The following is a 14,526-nucleotide window of genomic DNA, read 5'->3' on the forward strand; positions in this document are numbered from 1 at the left end:
GGCACCGGATTGCCGGGCCAATGCCCCTACGCGGCGCTCGCCGTCCTCACTCCCGGCGGCCGTCCACCACGCGTGGCAGGCCCAGCGGGTTGTCCTCGCGGAGTTCGGGCGGCAGCAGGGCGTCGGGGGTGCTCTGGTACGAGACCGGGCGCAGCCAGCGTTCGGCCGCGGTGGTGCCGACCGAGGTGGAGGTGGAGGTGGTGGCCGGGTAGGGGCCGCCGTGGTGCTGGGCGGGGGCGACCGCGACACCGGTGGGCCAGGCGTTGACCAGGACGCGGCCGGCCAGCGGGGTGAGGCGGGCAAGCAGTTCGGCGCCGCCGTCCGCGCCCGCCGCCTGTGCGCCGGAGACGTGCAGGGTGGCGGTGAGGTTGCCGGGGAGACGGGCCAGGAGGGCTTCGGCCTCGGCGGCGTCGGCGTACCGGGCGACCACGGTGACGGGCCCGAAGCACTCCTCCAGCAGCAGCGCGTGGGGGCCCTGGTCCTGGACGAGTTCGGCGGCGGGCACGGTAAGGAAGCCCGGGGCGACCGTATGGTTGTCGGCGCCGGGGCCCGGGGTCACGGGGGCCTCCACGTGGGGGAGATCCGCGCGTTCGGCGACGCCCGTGACGAAGTTGTCGCGCATCCGGTGGTCGAGCATGACACCGGCGCCGGTGTCCGCGAGGGAGCGGCCGAGCGACTTGAGGAGCTGATCGCCCGCCGGGCCCGCCGGGGCGAGGACCAGCCCCGGCTTCACGCAGAACTGCCCCACACCCATCGTCATCGACCCGGCGAGACCCGCGCCGATCTCCTCGGCGCGTTCGGCCGCGGCGGCCTCCGTGATCCACACGGGGTTGAGCGAGCCGAGTTCGCCGTGGAAGGGGATGGGCGTCGGACGGGCTGCCGCGGCGTCGAAGAGCGCGCGCCCGCCCCGTACCGAACCCGTGAAACCGGCGGCGGCGATCAGCGGGTGCTCGACCAGGCTGACACCGGCCTCGAAGCCGTGCACGAGACCGAGAACCCCCGCCGGGATCCCGTGCTCGGCGGCGGCCCTGCGCACGGCTGCGGCGACGAGTTCGGAGGTGGCGGGGTGGTCGGGATGGGCCTTGACCACGACCGGGCAGCCGGCGGCCAGCGCGCTCGCGGTGTCGCCGCCCGCGACCGAGAAGGCGAACGGGAAGTTGGAGGCGGAGTAGACGGCGACCACGCCGAGCGGGATCTTGTAGCGGCGCAGGTCGGGGACGGGCGGTGTCGCGGAGGAGTCCGGGTGGCTGATGATGACGTCGAGGAACGAGCCCTCGTCGACGCTGCCGGCGAAGGACCGCAACTGGTAGCAGGTACGGGCCAGTTCACCGGTGAGCCGGGCGGTACCGAGAGCGGTCTCGGCGTCGGCCGCCGCGACGAACTCGTCGCGCCCGGCCTCCAGCTGGTCGGCGGCGGAACGCAGGAAGGCCGACCGGACGGCCCGGTCCGCGAGTGCGCCGCGTGCGGCGTGCGCGGCCAGGACGGCCGAGTCGACGACCTCGGGTGTGGCCTCCGCCCCGACCTGCTCGCGCCGCTCGCCGGTCCGGGGGTCGACGCTCCACACGGGGCTCGGCGCGGGCACTGGGGGTATTGCTGACACGGTGGCCTCTCCTGTGCACGAGGGGTGTCCGAAATATCGAACTGCGTTCTCCATCTCGGATATTGGGGTGGTGGCGGCAGGTTAAGCATGGCCGAGAAGGGCGGTCAAGGGCGGGGGAGCGTGCCCCTGACCGGTGCGAGGAACCGGAAGAGGCACGGGTACGGCGGGCCACCGGGCAGCCTTCCGCGATGGCGATGGCGATGGCGATGGCGATGGCGATGGCGATGGCGGTGGCGATGGCGGTGGCGATGGCGATGGGGTGGGGAGGGCGGTGGCGGTGGCGCCGATGGGCTTGGTGACGACGGGACGCCTCGGGGGCCTCGTGAGGGTGGAACGTCGAACTGTTCTTCTAGGGTGGCCCCATGAGCAGCAACGATCTCCGCAGCGAGAACCCCATCCGGGTCAACGGGGCCGCCCTCCACTTCGACGATCAAGGCCCCGGCACCGGCATACCGGTCCTGCTCGTCCACGGGCACCCCTTCAACCGCTCCCTCTGGGCCCCACAGGTCGCGGAGTTGACCGCCGCCGGGTACCGGGTGATCACCCCGGACCTGCGCGGTTACGGGGACAGCGAGGTGATCGCCGGCACCCGGGCGGTCTACCTCTCCGACTTCGCGGACGACCTCGCCGCCCTCCTTGACCCCCTCGGTGTTCCCGGCGCGGTGATCGGCGGGGTCTCCATGGGCGGACAGATCGCGATGGAGTTCCACCGCCGCCACCCGCAGCGCGTCCGGGCCCTGGTGCTCTCCGACACCTCGGCCCCCGCCGAGACCGCCGAGGGCAAGGACGTACGCAACCGCCTCGCCGACCGGCTGCTCGCGGAGGGTATGGCCGGATACGCGGACGAGGTCATCGACAAGATGCTCGCCCCGTACAACGTCACCTCCCAGCCGGTCCTGGCCGAGCAGGTGCTGACCATGATGTGTACCACCGACCCCCGAGGCGCGGCCGCCGCACTGCGCGGCAGGGCGGAGCGCCCCGACTACCGCGACAGCCTCCCCGCGGTCACGGTGCCCGTCCTTGTCGTGGTCGGCGCGGACGACGTCTTCACCCCGCTCCCCGCAGCCGAGGAGATCCAGGGCCTCGTGCCGCACGCCGTCCTGACGGTCATTGAGAACGCGGGCCACCTCCCGTCCGCCGAGCAGCCCGCACGCTTCAACGAGGCGCTGCTGGAGTTTCTGCGGATGGCGGAAGTCTGAGCGGTCCTCCGGCGGAAGCCTGAACAGCCAGAACCGGTCCCCGAATCGGCTCCTGAACAGCCAACCGAACCCCGAACCGGCTCCCGAACCGGCCCCCGAACCGGCTCACGGAAGAAAGTTCGTGTCCGCGGAGAGTGAACAAGCGTTCGTGGGCAAGGCTCGGTTGGGAGACGACCGTGACCCGAGGAGGAACTGTGACGCTGTCAGCCCCCGCAAGCGCAACCGTGGTGGAACAGGCCGGCACCGGCGCGCAGAGCCTGCTGGCGCAAGGTCCCCCGCCGCAGGGCGAGAGCGCCGAGCTGCCCCGCATCGCGCACCCCTCGGCAGTCGCTCCCAAGGACGCCCGCCAGCTCTCCAAACTCTTTCTCGACCGGTTGCAGGAGCTGGAGGAGGGCACGCACGAGTACGCGTACGCGCGCAACACCCTCATCGAGATGAACCTGTCGCTGGTGAAGTTCGCCGCCCGCCGCTTCCGCAACCGGGGCAGCGGGGACCTGGAGGACATCGTCCAGGTGGGCACGATCGGGCTGATCAAGGCCATCGACCGGTTCGACCTCACCCGCGAGGTGGAGTTCACCTCCTTCGCCATCCCGTACATCACCGGCGAGATCAAGCGCTTCTTCCGCGACACCACCTGGGCCGTGCACGTACCGCGCCGGCTCCAGGAACTCCGTACGGAACTGGCCAAGGCCAAGGAGCAGCTCGCCACCGTCCTGGACCGTGACCCCACAGTCGCCGAGCTGGCCGAACTCCTCGAACTGACCGAGGCCGAGGTCACCGACGGGCTGGTCGCAGCCAACGGCTACACCGCCGGTTCGCTGGACCTGCCCGCCGAGACGGGCCACGACAACAACGCCAAGTCCCCGGTCTCCTACGCCGACTTCTTCGGCGCCTGCGACCCGGGCATGGAACTCTTCGAGGACCTGCACACCCTGGCCCCGCTGCTGGCTGCGCTCTCCGACCGGGACCGCCGCATCCTCTCGATGCGCTTCGGCCAGGAGCTCACCCAGGCGGAGATAGGCGTGGTTCTCGGCATCTCCCAGATGCAGGTCTCCCGCCTGCTGACCCGCATCCTCGGTCAGCTCCGCATCGGGATGCTTACGAGCTCCTGACGGGTTCTCCGCGTACCCTGCACATGGGCTCTCACTCTCTGTGTCGCGGCTGACACACTCTGGCGAAAAACAGCCGGTGTGGCGGCCGCGCCGGATGGGAAGTCGCTCCAAGAGCACGCGTACCAGGCGTAGGCGTGCACCACCTGACGCACACGGCAGACACGACGTACGCGAAGTAACACGACGTAAGAGACACGAGATCACAAAACTCAACAAGACGAGAAGTAGAAGGGGAGCCCTTTCATGCTGGTGCCCGATCCCAAGGTGCTGCGCACACTCCTGACGCGTTACGCGGAGACGCGGTTCGCCCACGCCCAGAACCCGACGTCCCAGACGCGGCAAGCCTTGGACGACGTCACGTACACGCTGTGCGTGACCACGTCGACCTCCGGAATCGAGGCTGCCCTCGCCACGGCGGACGCCCTCCTGGCGCAGACCTGCTGCACGCGCGCGGCAGACGCGGCAGGCTCCGCGCAGGAAGTGCCGGCGCAGTCCCAGACGGACCTGGCGGCCTGAGCCGGGGAGCGGACCCACATCGCCGGTGACTGTGCCGGGACCGGAAACCAACCGGTCCCGGCACACCCGTTCCTCGACCGTCACAAGGGACCGAGGGACTGAAGGACCGGGAAACCGAACAATCCTCCGCGCGCAATCCTCCGCACGCCCCGCGGGCGGAGAACCCATCCGCGGCCCCGCAGGCGCGTGGGCAGTACCCGTTCAACACGGGCATGCGCCACGCACTGCCCGCCCGGACGGCACGGCCGGCGTCCATGGCTGACGCGCCGACACAATGGCGGGCGACCACGGTCGAGTGCCGTACAGCCCCTCCTCGCGACGGGAGTTGTTGTCCGCGGACAACAACTCCCGTACTGCGAGCCCCTCCGGCGCCTACTTCTCCAGGAACTCCCCCGTCGCCGTCACGAATGCCCGCGGGTCGTCGATCCACGGCGAGTGGCCCGCCCCGGGCTGTACGACGAGGGTGGCGGCCGGGAACAGGGAGGCGTACTCGGCCGTCGACTGCGGCGGGCTGTTCAGGTCGACCTCCCCGGCCAGCAGGAACACGGGAGCCCCCAGCCCGGCCAGCGCCGTACGGGTGGCCTCGGGTGCATAAGCGCCCTCGGCCCCGAAGAGACTCGCGGCCTCCGAGTTGGCCGGCGTGTTCGCCGCCGCGTGGTGCGCTTTGGCCGCCGCGTCCCAGCGACCCCAGAAGAAGGGGGCGATCGCCGCCACGTCCCCGGGCTTCGGCGCGCCGGAGTTCAGTGATTCCAGAGCGGCGTACGCCTCGGGGAACCACGGCTCATTCTTGCGGCGCTGAGCCTCGGCGAGCCGCATGGCGGGGGTGACAGGGATGCCGACGGCCGCGGTGCTGGGAGTGATCAGCGCGAGCCTGCGAACGTGCTGCGGATGGCGGGCGGCGTACAGCGCCGCGAGATTGCTGCCCGCCGAGTGTCCGAGCAGGTCGATCCGGTCCAGGCCGAGCTCCGTACGCAGTGCCTCGACGTCCTCGACAAGACGGTCGCAGCGGTACGAGGAGGGGTCGGCCGGAGTTCCGGAGCGTCCGGTTCCGCGTAGGTCGAGAAAGAGCAGCCGGCGACGCCGGGACAGCCCGCCGAGATCTCCCAGGTAACGGGAGTCCTGCATGGGGCCGCCGGGAAGGCAGATGACGGGGGCATCCGTGCCGCCCTCGGCATCGTCCCCGGTGACGCGGTAGGCGAGGCGGGTCCCGTCAGGGGCGGTGAAGGCGGAGGATGTGGTGGCAGGCATGGCCGGGAGCCTGCCAGTGGACATCCGCTCCGGCAACCGGATTGCGGGGCCGGGGGTGCCGGTGTCGTCCGTGGCGGGGGCGGGCACAATGCGCGTCATGCTGCATGTACGAGTGATCAGCCCCGCCGAACGTACGGACGAGGTGCTGCGTCTCGCGGTCGCCTCCCCGGCCGTGGTCAACGTCCTCAAGCTCACCGGGGCCGCACACGACCCGGCAGGTGACCTCGTCGAGTTCGACGTCGCCAGGGAAGGGGCCAACAGTGTGCTCGACGGGTTGCGTGCCCTCGGCCTGAAGGACAGCGGCGGCATCACCGTCGAGCAGCTCGATCTGTCCATCTCCTCGGCCGCGGAGAAGGCCGAGCAGGCCGCTCCGGGCGACCCGGACGACGCCGTGGTGTGGGACGAGCTGGTCGCCCGTACGGCTGCGGAGATCCGCTTGACCTGGGCGTTCCTCGCGTTCCTTGCGCTGGCCACACAGATCGCGGCGATCGGCGCGCTGCTGGACCAGCCCATTCTGATCGTCGGTGCGATGGTGCTGGGGCCGGAGTTCGGGCCGGTGGCGGCGATCTGTTTCGGGGTGATGAGCCGCAAGCCGCGTCTGGTCGGCGCGGCCGTCCGCACGCTCTTCCTGGGCTTCGGTGTGGCCGTACTGATCACCATGGCCTGCGCCGCGGCGGGCCGGCTGCTTGGCTGGATCCAGCCGGCCATGCTCGACAGCCGGCCGCTGACCGACTTCATCATCCACCCCGACCGGTGGTCCCTCGTCGTGGCGCTGCTGGCGGGTGTCGCGGGCATCCTCTCGATGACCGCGGGCAAGTCCTCCACCCTGGTCGGCGTCTTCATCTCCGTCACGACGGTCCCCGCCGCGGGTAACCTCGCGGTCGCCGTCCCGCTCGGCCACTGGAACGAGGTGTCCGCCTCCTTGATCCAACTCGGCGTGAACCTCGCCGGGATGCTCATCGCGGGCACCCTGACACTCTTCGTACAGCGTGCCCTGTGGGCCAGGTACGGGCTCCGGGCCACCGGGGTGATCAGGCCCGAGGACTCTCGTAGTCGGCGGTGGCCTCGGTCGTCGGGGTGAAGCAGGCGGTGACCGCCTTGCCGTGCTGCTGGTCGTGACTCTCCCAGCTGTCGGCGAGCGCGTCGACGATCGCGATGCCCCGCCCCGAGGTGGCCGCCGTGGACTCGGCGCGCCGGGTGGGGGCAGCGGCTCCGGCGTCGTCGTGGACGGAGACGTGCACGCACCGGCTGTCCCACGTCAGCACGAGCTGGGCGTCACTGCGCGCGTGCAGGTGCGCGTTGGTGAGCAACTCGGACACGGCCAGGACGACGGCGTCCACGGTGTCGGGGCTGCTTTCGTACCAGGGCAGCTGCGCCAGGTGCTCGTCCGTCCACCTTCTGCCCTCGCGTACACCTCCGGACATCGGAAACGTCCTGGCCCAGCCCACCGCACGCATCGACATGCCCTGCCCTCTCCTCGGTCTCCGGCTTCCGCGCGACGTCACTGTCCGCTGCCGTCCGCTGCGAGACGTGTACCCGCGAAAGGGACGGTGAACAGGCCTATGCGGCTCCGGCCCCCCTGGCGTCGTCACTCCCGTCCCGTACGACCCGCAGCCCCCGTCGGGCGTTGTTCACGCGCCCGTCGCCCGTCGCCGTCCAGTACGGATGCTCGTTGACCGCCATGGTCAGCTCCCTTATCCGCTCCCACAGCTCCTCGACCTGGTCCACCTCCTCCTCGGTGAAGACGGGGGTGGACTCGGCGCCCCAGGGGGGCGAGGTGGCCAGGGCGTGGAAGTCGGCCTGGGCCTGGTGGAGCTGCTGCTGGAGGTCGAGGAGGTCCTCGGGGAAGGAGGCGGAGTCGGAAGACATACCGAAAGCGTACGTCTGTTCGAATTGCGTATGCCAGTCGACCTGGCGACGAGAGCGGCATGCGTGTGGTGGCGCCGCTAGGATTTGTACGTAGTCGTCCAGTGGCCTCGACCGGACCTGCGAAAGGTAGGGCAACGAGATGCTCACCACCGACACCGTCACCGGCTCACCCAACTGGCTCGACCTCGGCAGTCCCGACATCTCCGGAGCGGCCGACTTCTACGGCGCCGTCTTCGGCTGGGACTTCCGGTCGGCCGGCCCCGACGGAGGCGGCTACGGCTTCTTCGAGAAGGGCGGACGCACGGTGGCCGGCCTGGGCTCCCTCACCGAGGGCGCGAGCTCGGCCTGGACCGTGTACTTCCGGACGCCCGACGCGGACGCCACGGCCAAGGCCGTGGAACAGGCAGGCGCAACCGTGCGGGCCGAGGCCTTCGACGTGATGGATGCGGGCCGGATGGCCTGCTTCACCGATCCCACCGGAGCCGAGTTCGCCGTCTGGCAGCCCGGCCGGCACCAGGGCCTGGGGGTGGCTTCGGAGGACCACACGCTGCTCTGGGCCGAACTCCACACCTCCGACCCCGCGGCGGCGCTGACCTTCTATCGCGGCCTGTTCGGTTGGCGGGGGCAGGAGATGCCGATGCCCGGCGCGACGTACACGGTGCTCTCCACCGCGGACGGTGACCAGCAGGACGCCTCCTTCGGCGGGATCGCCCCGGCCCAGGAGGGCGAGGAGACCCGCTGGGTCGCCTACTTCGGCGTGCCCGACGCGGACGCGGTCGCCGCCAAGGTGCAGGAGCAGGGTGGCGCCGTACTCCTCCCCGCCACGGACATCCCGGAAGTCGGCCGGACGGCCTTGCTCGCGGACCCCTTCGGCGCGTCGTTCGCCGTGCTCAGGCCGGACCCGCGGACGGGCTGACGGCATGCCGGTCGGGCCGCCGCCCCGACGTCACATACCGTTCCCTCCCCTCATCTGCCGGCGCCGCGGCCGTCCCCCAGGCCGAGCAACAGTGACTTGAGGGAGTCGGCGAGCCGGGCCAGTTCGGCCGGGGGGAGCGCGGCCAGCAGGCCCTCCTCGGTGGCCAGGTGGTCGGGCAGTGCCCCGTCGATCAGGGCCAGCCCTTCGCCCGTCAGGGCGACCTCGACCACCCGGCCGTCGCTCGGGCTCGGCCTGCGGGTGACCAGGCCGCGTTCCTGAAGGCGGTCCAGCCGCTGGCTGATCGCCCCCGAGGTGACCATGGCCGAGCGCATCAGCTCGGCGGGGGTGAGGTGACGCTCGGGGCCGTTACGGCGCAGTGTCGCCAGGACGTCGAAGGATGCGGCGTCCAGGCCGTGCGCGGCGAAGGTGCGTTTCATCGAGGGTTCGATCAGCAGCACCAGCCGTTTCAGCCGCCCGATCACCGCCATAGGTGAGACGTCCAGCTCGGGCCGCTGCTCATGCCACTGCGCGAGCACGACGTCCACGTGATCGGCGGGGGAGGCGGCGCCTGGGGCCGGGTGCGCCTTCTTGTCCGTGGCGCCCGCGTCGGCGTCCGCTGCTGCATCTGTCATGAGGTGCACCCTAGCCGATCTCTTAGCGGTGAGATATGTTGTCTTAGTGCTAAGCAATCGAACGGGTCTCGTGCTGCTCACTGCCTCCGCCCCTGCCGTCTGGGGCTCCACCTACCTCGTCACCACCGAACTCCTGCCCCCCGACCGCCCCCTGCTCGCCGCCGTGCTGCGCGCGCTGCCGGCGGGGGTCCTGCTGCTTCTGCTCACCAGGCGTCTTCCCAGCGGGAGTTGGTGGTGGAAGTCCCTCGTCCTGGGCGCGCTCAACATAGGCATCTTTCTCGCGCTCCTCTTCGTCGCCGCCTACCGCCTCCCGGGCGGGGTCGCCGCCACCGTCGGTTCGGTACAGCCCCTGCTGGTGGCCGGGCTGTCAGCCGCCCTGCTCGGACAGCGTCTCGCGCTCCGCACGCTGCTCGCGGCGGTGACGGGCATCACCGGGGTCGCGCTCCTCGTCCTGCGCGCCGACGCCAGGCTCGACCCGGCCGGTGTGGCCGCGGCGCTCGGCGGGGCGGTCGTCATGGCGACCGGTGTCGTCCTCAGCAAGCGCTGGACCTCACCGGCACCTCTGCTCGCCACCACCGGGTGGCAACTCGTCGCGGGCGGACTGCTGCTGGTGCCCGTGGCGCTCTTCGTGGAGGGCCCGCCGCCGCCCTCTCTCACCGGGGAGAATCTCATCGGCTTCGGCTACCTGACACTGGTCGGCGCCGCGCTCTCGTACGCCCTGTGGTTCCGCGGAATCAAGGCGCTCTCCCCGACCGAGGTCACCTTCCTCGGGCTGCTCAGCCCTTTGGTCGCCACCCTGCTCGGCTGGCTCGTCCTCGGCCAGCGGCTGACCGTGCTCCAGCTGCTGGGCGCCCTGCTCGCCCTGGTGGCTGTCACGCTCGCGCAACTGCGTCCGCGCCGCAGGACGGATGCCACGGCCGCACCCGAAGCACCGGCGCCCGTTCCCGCTCCCACCCGCTGAATCCTCCGGCCGGTCGAAGTCCGGCCGCCCGACCCACCATTAGCCCCAGCACAGGAGTGAAAGCCCCCATGCGCATCACCGTTTTCGGCGCCACCGGCGCCGCAGGAAGCCGTATCGTCGCCGAGGCCGTCGACCGGGGTCACGACGTCACCGCCGTCACCCGCGATCCGGCTCGCTTCAGCGCACTGCACCCGGCCGCCCGGCACCGGGCGGGTGACGCCCTCGACCCGGACCGCGTGGCCGAACTCAGTGCAGATCAGGACCTGTTGATCAGCGCCACCCGCCCCGTGCCCGGACAGGAGGCGCAACTTGCGAACACCGCCAGAGCCCTGCTGGAAGGCCTGTCCCGTACCGGCGTGCGGCTACTGCTGATCGGCGGCGCAGGCAGTCTCCGCCTCCCCGGCAGCGACCTCACCCTCGTCGAGGGCCCGGACTTCCCGGCTGCCCTACGTCCCATTGCCCTCGCCTGCGACGAACAGCTCGCCGTGTGCCGCGCCGCCGGCCCCGCCGTCGACTGGGCCTACCTGAGCCCGCCCGCCGTCTTCGAACCAGGAGTGCGCACCGGAACGTACCGCCTGGGCACCGACGAACTGCTCGTCGACGCCGAAGGCAACTCGGCCGTCTCCATGGAGGACTTCGCGATCGCCGTCCTCGACGAGGCGGAGTCCCCCAAGCACCACCGCACCCGGTTCACGATCGGAGGGTGATCAACGGGCGCTGATCGGGCGTCGGCCATGGGCGCGGGTCACCGAGCGCGGGTCAACAGGCACGGGTCATCGGGCACGGGTCATCGGGCGCCCGTCACCTCTCGTCCTCCGGGTCCTCGGCGAGGTGGTAGTAGACCGTCGCCGAGAACTGGATCTCGCCGTCGTCGGCGAAATCCGAGAACACGACCACGTCCTGGACCTCCACCGCTCCGAGGTCGTCGATGCTGTCGGCGACCCGCCGCAGGAGCGCCGGGACGTTGTCGCTGTCCGGGCCCTCGGGGTTGGACTGGGAGAAGTGATAGACGCTGAAGTGCTCTTTAACAGTGCTCACGACGGCTGAGCGTATCTCCGAAATGCCCTGGTGGGAAAGGGTTTTCGACAGTGATCTAGGAGTTCGGGGGAGGGAGTGGGCCCGGTCGCCGCGGTTCGGGGTTTGCCGCTGGGGGCCGCCGCGGCCCGGAACACGGACGCAGCCCCACCGCCGCCAGCGGCACGAACCCGATACCGCGGTCAGGAGCGGGTCCGGCACCGTCCCCCAGCCGTCCCGGCATCGCTCGGGCCACCCGTTCGCCCTGCGCCTTGGCGCGTTCGGCGACCGGACCCGTGTACATCCGGTCGACGGCGGCCCGCCACAGCTGGAGCCAGCGCCCGAAGTGCTCGGCCGTCAACGGGCGCGCCCGATGCAGGCGTTGGTGCGGCGCGAGGGCGTTGCGGCCGTACGAGGCGGTGCGCAACAGGGCGCTTTCCCAGAAGTCACCGATGTGCGGGAGGTGCGCCTCCAGGTCGACGCCTGCGATCTCCGTGAAGTACGGGCCGATCAGCCGGTCCTCGAACGCCGACGCGTAGAACCCGCGGAGGAGTGCGTCGATGTCGGCGCGGTCGCCAATGTCCCTCACGTACACGTACCCACCCCCGCGCCTACGCAGCGCCGCGCGCGACGCGGAACCCGACGTCGTCGAGCCGCAGGGTCGGATGGCTACGGCGCCGCACCGAGGCCCGGCAGCTCCACCGTTCGTCGAACCAGCCGCCGCCGCGCAGCACCCGGTACGTGCCGTAGACCTCGGCGTCGTAGACGTCCCAGCACCACTCCCACACATTGCCGAGCATGTCGTACAGCCCCCAGGCGTTCGGCAGCAGGCCGCCGACCTGCTGGGGAGCGCCTTCCGAATTGCCGCGGTGCCAGGCGATCTCGTCGAGCGGCCCGTACCCCGGCCCTTCCGTACCGGCACGGCAGGCGTACTCCCACTCGGCCTCCGTCGGCAGCCGGTAGCCGTCGGCCGACCTGTCCCACTCGACGGTTTCGCCGCTCACCCGGTACGCGGCGGGCAGCCCCTCGGAGGTGGACAGCGCGTTGCAAAAACGGACCGCGTCCAGCCAGGACACCGATTCCACGGGCAGCCGGTCGGCGGGCGGGGCTCCGCTGGGCCGCTCCCCGGTGAGCCCCGCGTACTCGCCCTGGGTGACGGGGTGCGTGGCGAGCCGGAACGGCGCCATCTCCACCGGCCAGCTGCGGCGGGTGCGACGGTCCGACAACACCACCCGCCCACCCGGCAGTTGTGCGACCTCAGGGGCCGCAGTGCCGTCCGCGCGCGCCGGCCCGGTCTCACGCATCGTGCGTCTCCGAGGTGAGTGCCTGAACGATCTTCAGAAGGTCGGCGGTGACGGCCAGGTCGCCCAGCACCACGATCTTGAGCGAGGCCCGCTCCTCGTCGTGGACGGTCTCGACACGCACCCGGTCCTCGAAAGCGCCCCCGCTCCGCCCGCCGTGCCGCCCGCTCACCGACGCCATCAGCGCATTGCTCAGCCGGGACACCTCGGCGGGCCCGATCGCGTCGATCTGCACGATGGTGGACGCCTCGACGTGCCGGGCCCGACGGGCTTCAGCAGGTGCGGCGGGGACCGTCGGGGTGAGGGGAGCTCCGGTGAACGCCTCCAGGTCCTCGCGCGCGATCCTGTACTGCTTTCCGATCCTGGTCGCCTTGAGCCGGCCCCCACGCACATACGCCCGGACGGTCTTGACGTGCAGATCGAGCAGGCCCGCCACCTGATCCACCGAGTAGAACTGTTGCACCGTCACCGAGCGGTCCCCCCGACCTCTTCGCGTTCCTGTCAGCACGGATGCTTCTGTTGTTGCCGTTGCCGTTGCCGTTGCCGTCGCCGCTTCTGTCGCCGCCGTGTTCGGCTGAGCGGGACTACCGTAACTTACCTTATTCAGCCTCCAGTGAGCTGTTCGAGTTAATCATGGGGAATGGTAGGGAAATATAGGGAGTCTCCGTGTAATCACCGTCCACCCGGAGCGTCGGTCAGGTCGGTGATCCTCAGGTCGGAGCGACGGACCGTGTACCAGACCTCCGTGTCCGGGCCGGTGCCCCAGATCTCCGTGAGGATCACCGTCACGGTGGTGGCCGTCGTGGCGTGGTGGCGGACCCTCCATCCCTCGGGGACGTTCTGCGCGCGGAGCACCGGGTCGGCGTGATTCTCCTCGGCCCACCTGGTGAGCCGTGCGTCCAGTTCGGCGGTGAGATGGGCCTCGCGCACCTGCTCAGGGGAGCGGGAGCCGGTGCCGAGGACGGCCTCGCGGTAGCTCCCGAAGAAGTGGTCGACCTCAGCGGTAGGCGTCCTGGCCTCCCCCGGCAGAGGGGCGGGGGCAGGGACGGGGGCGGTGGTCGTGGCGGGCGTGGCAGGCGCGGCGCCGGCGGGCACGGCGGTAACGAGAGGAGCGGAGACGGCGAGAGCGGCGATCAGCGCCGCTTGGACGAGAAGCTTGCGTTGCGTGTTCATGTGGACCAGAAAAGCAGCCGAAAGGCATACCTGTCATCACTCACAGTGATGAATCTAGGTCGGGAGCCCATCCCGAGCGGCCCCACGAATCCGGCCCCACGAATCCGGCCCCACGAATCCGGCCCCACGAATCCGGCCTCACGCAGCCGCAGCCGCAGCCGCAGCCGCAGCCGGATCCGCAGCCACCGCCGGAGCCACCGCCCCAGCCACCCCCGCACGCCCCACCGCCCCCACCAACCCCCGCGCCCCTCCCCTCGCGTATCTCTCGGCCACCAGCCGGGCGATACGGGGATGGTCGGCGACCGGCGCCGAGACCGTCCAGGCCCCGCACTCCGCCAGCGCGTGTGTGAACCGGCCCGGGGCCAAAAGGTGGGTGGCGACCGCGATGCGGCGGTGGCCCTGGGCGCGCAGCTGTCGTACCGCTTCCGCCGCCGTCGGCCCGGCCGCCGAACAGTAGGCGGGCACCACGGGTACGTCCCGGAGCATGTGGAGCTGCTCCACGACGGTCAGCGTGCCGTCGTTGCCCCCAGGCCTGGAGGAGCCCGCGCCTGCGACCACGATCGCGTCCGCGAACCCGCCCAGCGGTGACTCGGCCTGCCGCAGCCTCGCGTGCACCGCAAGCGTCACGTCCCGTGCGCCACCGAGGCCTTCGGTGACCGTGCAGTCGTACGCCCGCGCCACCGCCGGTACGTCGACCCTCCGGTGGTACCCGTCACCGAGCAGCACCGGCACCACCACCGCCCCCGGGTGCTCGGCCAGCACCTCGCCCAACGTCGGCCGCTGCACATCGAGATGGCCCACCGACGGACGTGCCCCGATCCTCTCCGTGAGCCGGTCGACCAGTCGGCCGATCGTCGCGGCGGCCTCCGGGACCGCGCTGCCGTGCACCGCGAGTACCAGCATCCGTGTCTCCAGCCTGGGGAAGAGGGGCGTCCACCTGTCACGCTATGTGGCCCGCACCGCGTGGCGCAGCCGTCGAACGTCC

Annotated in this window: 18 protein-coding genes; 7 read left to right on the plus strand and 11 right to left on the minus strand. The window is 71.1% G+C overall.

Annotated elements, in window-relative coordinates:
- Positions 1-46 precede the first annotated feature (46 nt).
- On the minus strand, positions 47-1,600 hold the full coding sequence (locus ACIQM4_RS19395) for an aldehyde dehydrogenase family protein (protein WP_401592866.1): 1,554 nt from the start codon (positions 1,598-1,600) through the stop codon (positions 47-49).
- A 362-nt stretch (positions 1,601-1,962) separates the two neighbouring features.
- Here ACIQM4_RS19395 and ACIQM4_RS19400 point away from each other — a divergent pair, with 362 nt between their 5' ends.
- From ACIQM4_RS19400 to ACIQM4_RS19410, 3 genes are all read left to right on the plus strand, one after another.
- Positions 1,963-2,799 (plus strand): alpha/beta fold hydrolase, encoded by an 837-nt coding sequence (locus ACIQM4_RS19400; RefSeq protein ID WP_401592868.1) that lies wholly within the window; start codon positions 1,963-1,965, stop codon positions 2,797-2,799.
- 257 nt (positions 2,800-3,056) lie between these two features.
- The gene (locus ACIQM4_RS19405) at positions 3,057-3,911 is read left to right on the plus strand and encodes a SigB/SigF/SigG family RNA polymerase sigma factor (RefSeq protein WP_401593189.1); all 855 of its coding nucleotides are present in this window, start codon (positions 3,057-3,059) and stop codon (positions 3,909-3,911) included.
- A 243-nt stretch (positions 3,912-4,154) separates the two neighbouring features.
- Positions 4,155-4,427, plus strand: a complete 273-nt coding sequence (locus ACIQM4_RS19410) for a DUF5133 domain-containing protein (RefSeq protein WP_401592870.1) — start codon at positions 4,155-4,157, stop codon at positions 4,425-4,427.
- Between the two features lie 372 nt (positions 4,428-4,799).
- On the opposite strand, the gene ACIQM4_RS19415 is transcribed toward ACIQM4_RS19410, so the two are convergent.
- A complete protein-coding gene (locus ACIQM4_RS19415) occupies positions 4,800-5,675 on the minus strand; it encodes an alpha/beta hydrolase (RefSeq protein WP_401592872.1) in 876 nt (291 codons plus the stop codon).
- A gap of 97 nt (positions 5,676-5,772) precedes the next feature.
- On the opposite strand from ACIQM4_RS19415, the gene ACIQM4_RS19420 reads away from it, so the two are divergent.
- Positions 5,773-6,756 carry a DUF389 domain-containing protein gene (locus ACIQM4_RS19420; RefSeq protein ID WP_401592874.1) on the plus strand — a complete coding sequence of 328 codons (984 nt, stop codon included), beginning with the start codon at positions 5,773-5,775 and terminating at the stop codon, positions 6,754-6,756.
- Here ACIQM4_RS19420 and ACIQM4_RS19425 read toward each other — a convergent pair.
- A complete protein-coding gene (locus ACIQM4_RS19425; protein ID WP_401592876.1) occupies positions 6,707-7,138 on the minus strand; it encodes an ATP-binding protein in 432 nt (143 codons plus the stop codon). The genes ACIQM4_RS19420 and ACIQM4_RS19425 overlap by 50 nt on opposite strands.
- A 97-nt stretch (positions 7,139-7,235) precedes the next feature.
- On the minus strand, positions 7,236-7,544 hold the full coding sequence (locus ACIQM4_RS19430; protein ID WP_401592878.1) for a hypothetical protein: 309 nt from the start codon (positions 7,542-7,544) through the stop codon (positions 7,236-7,238).
- 139 nt (positions 7,545-7,683) lie between these two features.
- Between ACIQM4_RS19430 and ACIQM4_RS19435 the strand changes: the two genes are divergently transcribed.
- A complete protein-coding gene (locus tag ACIQM4_RS19435) occupies positions 7,684-8,460 on the plus strand; it encodes a VOC family protein (RefSeq protein ID WP_401592880.1) in 777 nt (258 codons plus the stop codon).
- Positions 8,461-8,510: 50 nt separating this feature from the next.
- On the opposite strand, the gene ACIQM4_RS19440 is transcribed toward ACIQM4_RS19435, so the two are convergent.
- Positions 8,511-9,092 (minus strand): MarR family winged helix-turn-helix transcriptional regulator, encoded by a 582-nt coding sequence (locus tag ACIQM4_RS19440; protein WP_401592882.1) that lies wholly within the window; start codon positions 9,090-9,092, stop codon positions 8,511-8,513.
- Between the two features lie 46 nt (positions 9,093-9,138).
- On the opposite strand from ACIQM4_RS19440, the gene ACIQM4_RS19445 reads away from it, so the two are divergent.
- Both ACIQM4_RS19445 and ACIQM4_RS19450 read left to right on the plus strand, forming a co-directional pair.
- Positions 9,139-10,053 carry an EamA family transporter gene (locus tag ACIQM4_RS19445; RefSeq protein WP_401592884.1) on the plus strand — a complete coding sequence of 305 codons (915 nt, stop codon included), beginning with the start codon at positions 9,139-9,141 and terminating at the stop codon, positions 10,051-10,053.
- Positions 10,054-10,121: 68 nt separating this feature from the next.
- Positions 10,122-10,760 carry an NAD(P)-dependent oxidoreductase gene (locus tag ACIQM4_RS19450; protein WP_401592886.1) on the plus strand — a complete coding sequence of 213 codons (639 nt, stop codon included), beginning with the start codon at positions 10,122-10,124 and terminating at the stop codon, positions 10,758-10,760.
- Positions 10,761-10,854: 94 nt separating this feature from the next.
- Here ACIQM4_RS19450 and ACIQM4_RS19455 read toward each other — a convergent pair whose 3' ends face one another.
- From ACIQM4_RS19455 to ACIQM4_RS19480, 6 genes are all read right to left on the minus strand, one after another.
- Positions 10,855-11,091 carry a hypothetical protein gene (locus ACIQM4_RS19455; protein WP_401592888.1) on the minus strand — a complete coding sequence of 79 codons (237 nt, stop codon included), beginning with the start codon at positions 11,089-11,091 and terminating at the stop codon, positions 10,855-10,857.
- Positions 11,092-11,146: 55 nt separating this feature from the next.
- Positions 11,147-11,656, minus strand: a complete 510-nt coding sequence (locus tag ACIQM4_RS19460; RefSeq protein ID WP_401592890.1) for a group III truncated hemoglobin — start codon at positions 11,654-11,656, stop codon at positions 11,147-11,149.
- Positions 11,657-11,678: 22 nt separating this feature from the next.
- Positions 11,679-12,371, minus strand: coding sequence for a formylglycine-generating enzyme family protein (locus ACIQM4_RS19465; protein ID WP_401592892.1), 693 nt, complete (start codon positions 12,369-12,371; stop codon positions 11,679-11,681).
- On the minus strand, positions 12,364-12,837 hold the full coding sequence (locus ACIQM4_RS19470; protein ID WP_401592894.1) for a helix-turn-helix domain-containing protein: 474 nt from the start codon (positions 12,835-12,837) through the stop codon (positions 12,364-12,366). The genes ACIQM4_RS19465 and ACIQM4_RS19470 overlap by 8 nt, the downstream gene beginning before the upstream one ends.
- A 203-nt stretch (positions 12,838-13,040) precedes the next feature.
- Positions 13,041-13,541: a hypothetical protein gene (locus ACIQM4_RS19475; RefSeq protein WP_401592896.1), complete on the minus strand. Its 501-nt coding sequence runs from the start codon at positions 13,539-13,541 to the stop codon at positions 13,041-13,043.
- Between the two features lie 138 nt (positions 13,542-13,679).
- Positions 13,680-14,444 (minus strand): sirohydrochlorin chelatase, encoded by a 765-nt coding sequence (locus ACIQM4_RS19480; protein WP_401592898.1) that lies wholly within the window; start codon positions 14,442-14,444, stop codon positions 13,680-13,682.
- Positions 14,445-14,526 lie beyond the last annotated feature (82 nt).

The sequence above is a fragment of the Streptomyces sp. NPDC091272 genome, from assembly GCF_044757485.1.
In the GTDB taxonomy this organism is placed as follows: domain Bacteria; phylum Actinomycetota; class Actinomycetes; order Streptomycetales; family Streptomycetaceae; genus Streptomyces.

Bases quoted from the DNA above. Each gene is read 5' to 3' on its own strand.
- ACIQM4_RS19400 (WP_401592868.1), top strand. From the start codon at position 1,963: ATGAGCAGCAACGATCTCCGCAGCGAGAACCCCATCCGGGTCAACGGG.
- ACIQM4_RS19410 (WP_401592870.1), top strand. From the start codon at position 4,155: ATGCTGGTGCCCGATCCCAAGGTGCTGCGCACACTCCTGACGCGTTAC.
- ACIQM4_RS19415 (WP_401592872.1), bottom strand. From the start codon at position 5,675: ATGCCTGCCACCACATCCTCCGCCTTCACCGCCCCTGACGGGACCCGC.
- ACIQM4_RS19420 (WP_401592874.1), top strand. From the start codon at position 5,773: ATGCTGCATGTACGAGTGATCAGCCCCGCCGAACGTACGGACGAGGTG.
- ACIQM4_RS19425 (WP_401592876.1), bottom strand. From the start codon at position 7,138: ATGTCGATGCGTGCGGTGGGCTGGGCCAGGACGTTTCCGATGTCCGGA.
- ACIQM4_RS19430 (WP_401592878.1), bottom strand. From the start codon at position 7,544: ATGTCTTCCGACTCCGCCTCCTTCCCCGAGGACCTCCTCGACCTCCAG.
- ACIQM4_RS19435 (WP_401592880.1), top strand. From the start codon at position 7,684: ATGCTCACCACCGACACCGTCACCGGCTCACCCAACTGGCTCGACCTC.
- ACIQM4_RS19440 (WP_401592882.1), bottom strand. From the start codon at position 9,092: ATGACAGATGCAGCAGCGGACGCCGACGCGGGCGCCACGGACAAGAAG.
- ACIQM4_RS19450 (WP_401592886.1), top strand. From the start codon at position 10,122: ATGCGCATCACCGTTTTCGGCGCCACCGGCGCCGCAGGAAGCCGTATC.
- ACIQM4_RS19465 (WP_401592892.1), bottom strand. From the start codon at position 12,371: ATGCGTGAGACCGGGCCGGCGCGCGCGGACGGCACTGCGGCCCCTGAG.
- ACIQM4_RS19475 (WP_401592896.1), bottom strand. From the start codon at position 13,541: ATGAACACGCAACGCAAGCTTCTCGTCCAAGCGGCGCTGATCGCCGCT.
- ACIQM4_RS19480 (WP_401592898.1), bottom strand. From the start codon at position 14,444: ATGCTGGTACTCGCGGTGCACGGCAGCGCGGTCCCGGAGGCCGCCGCG.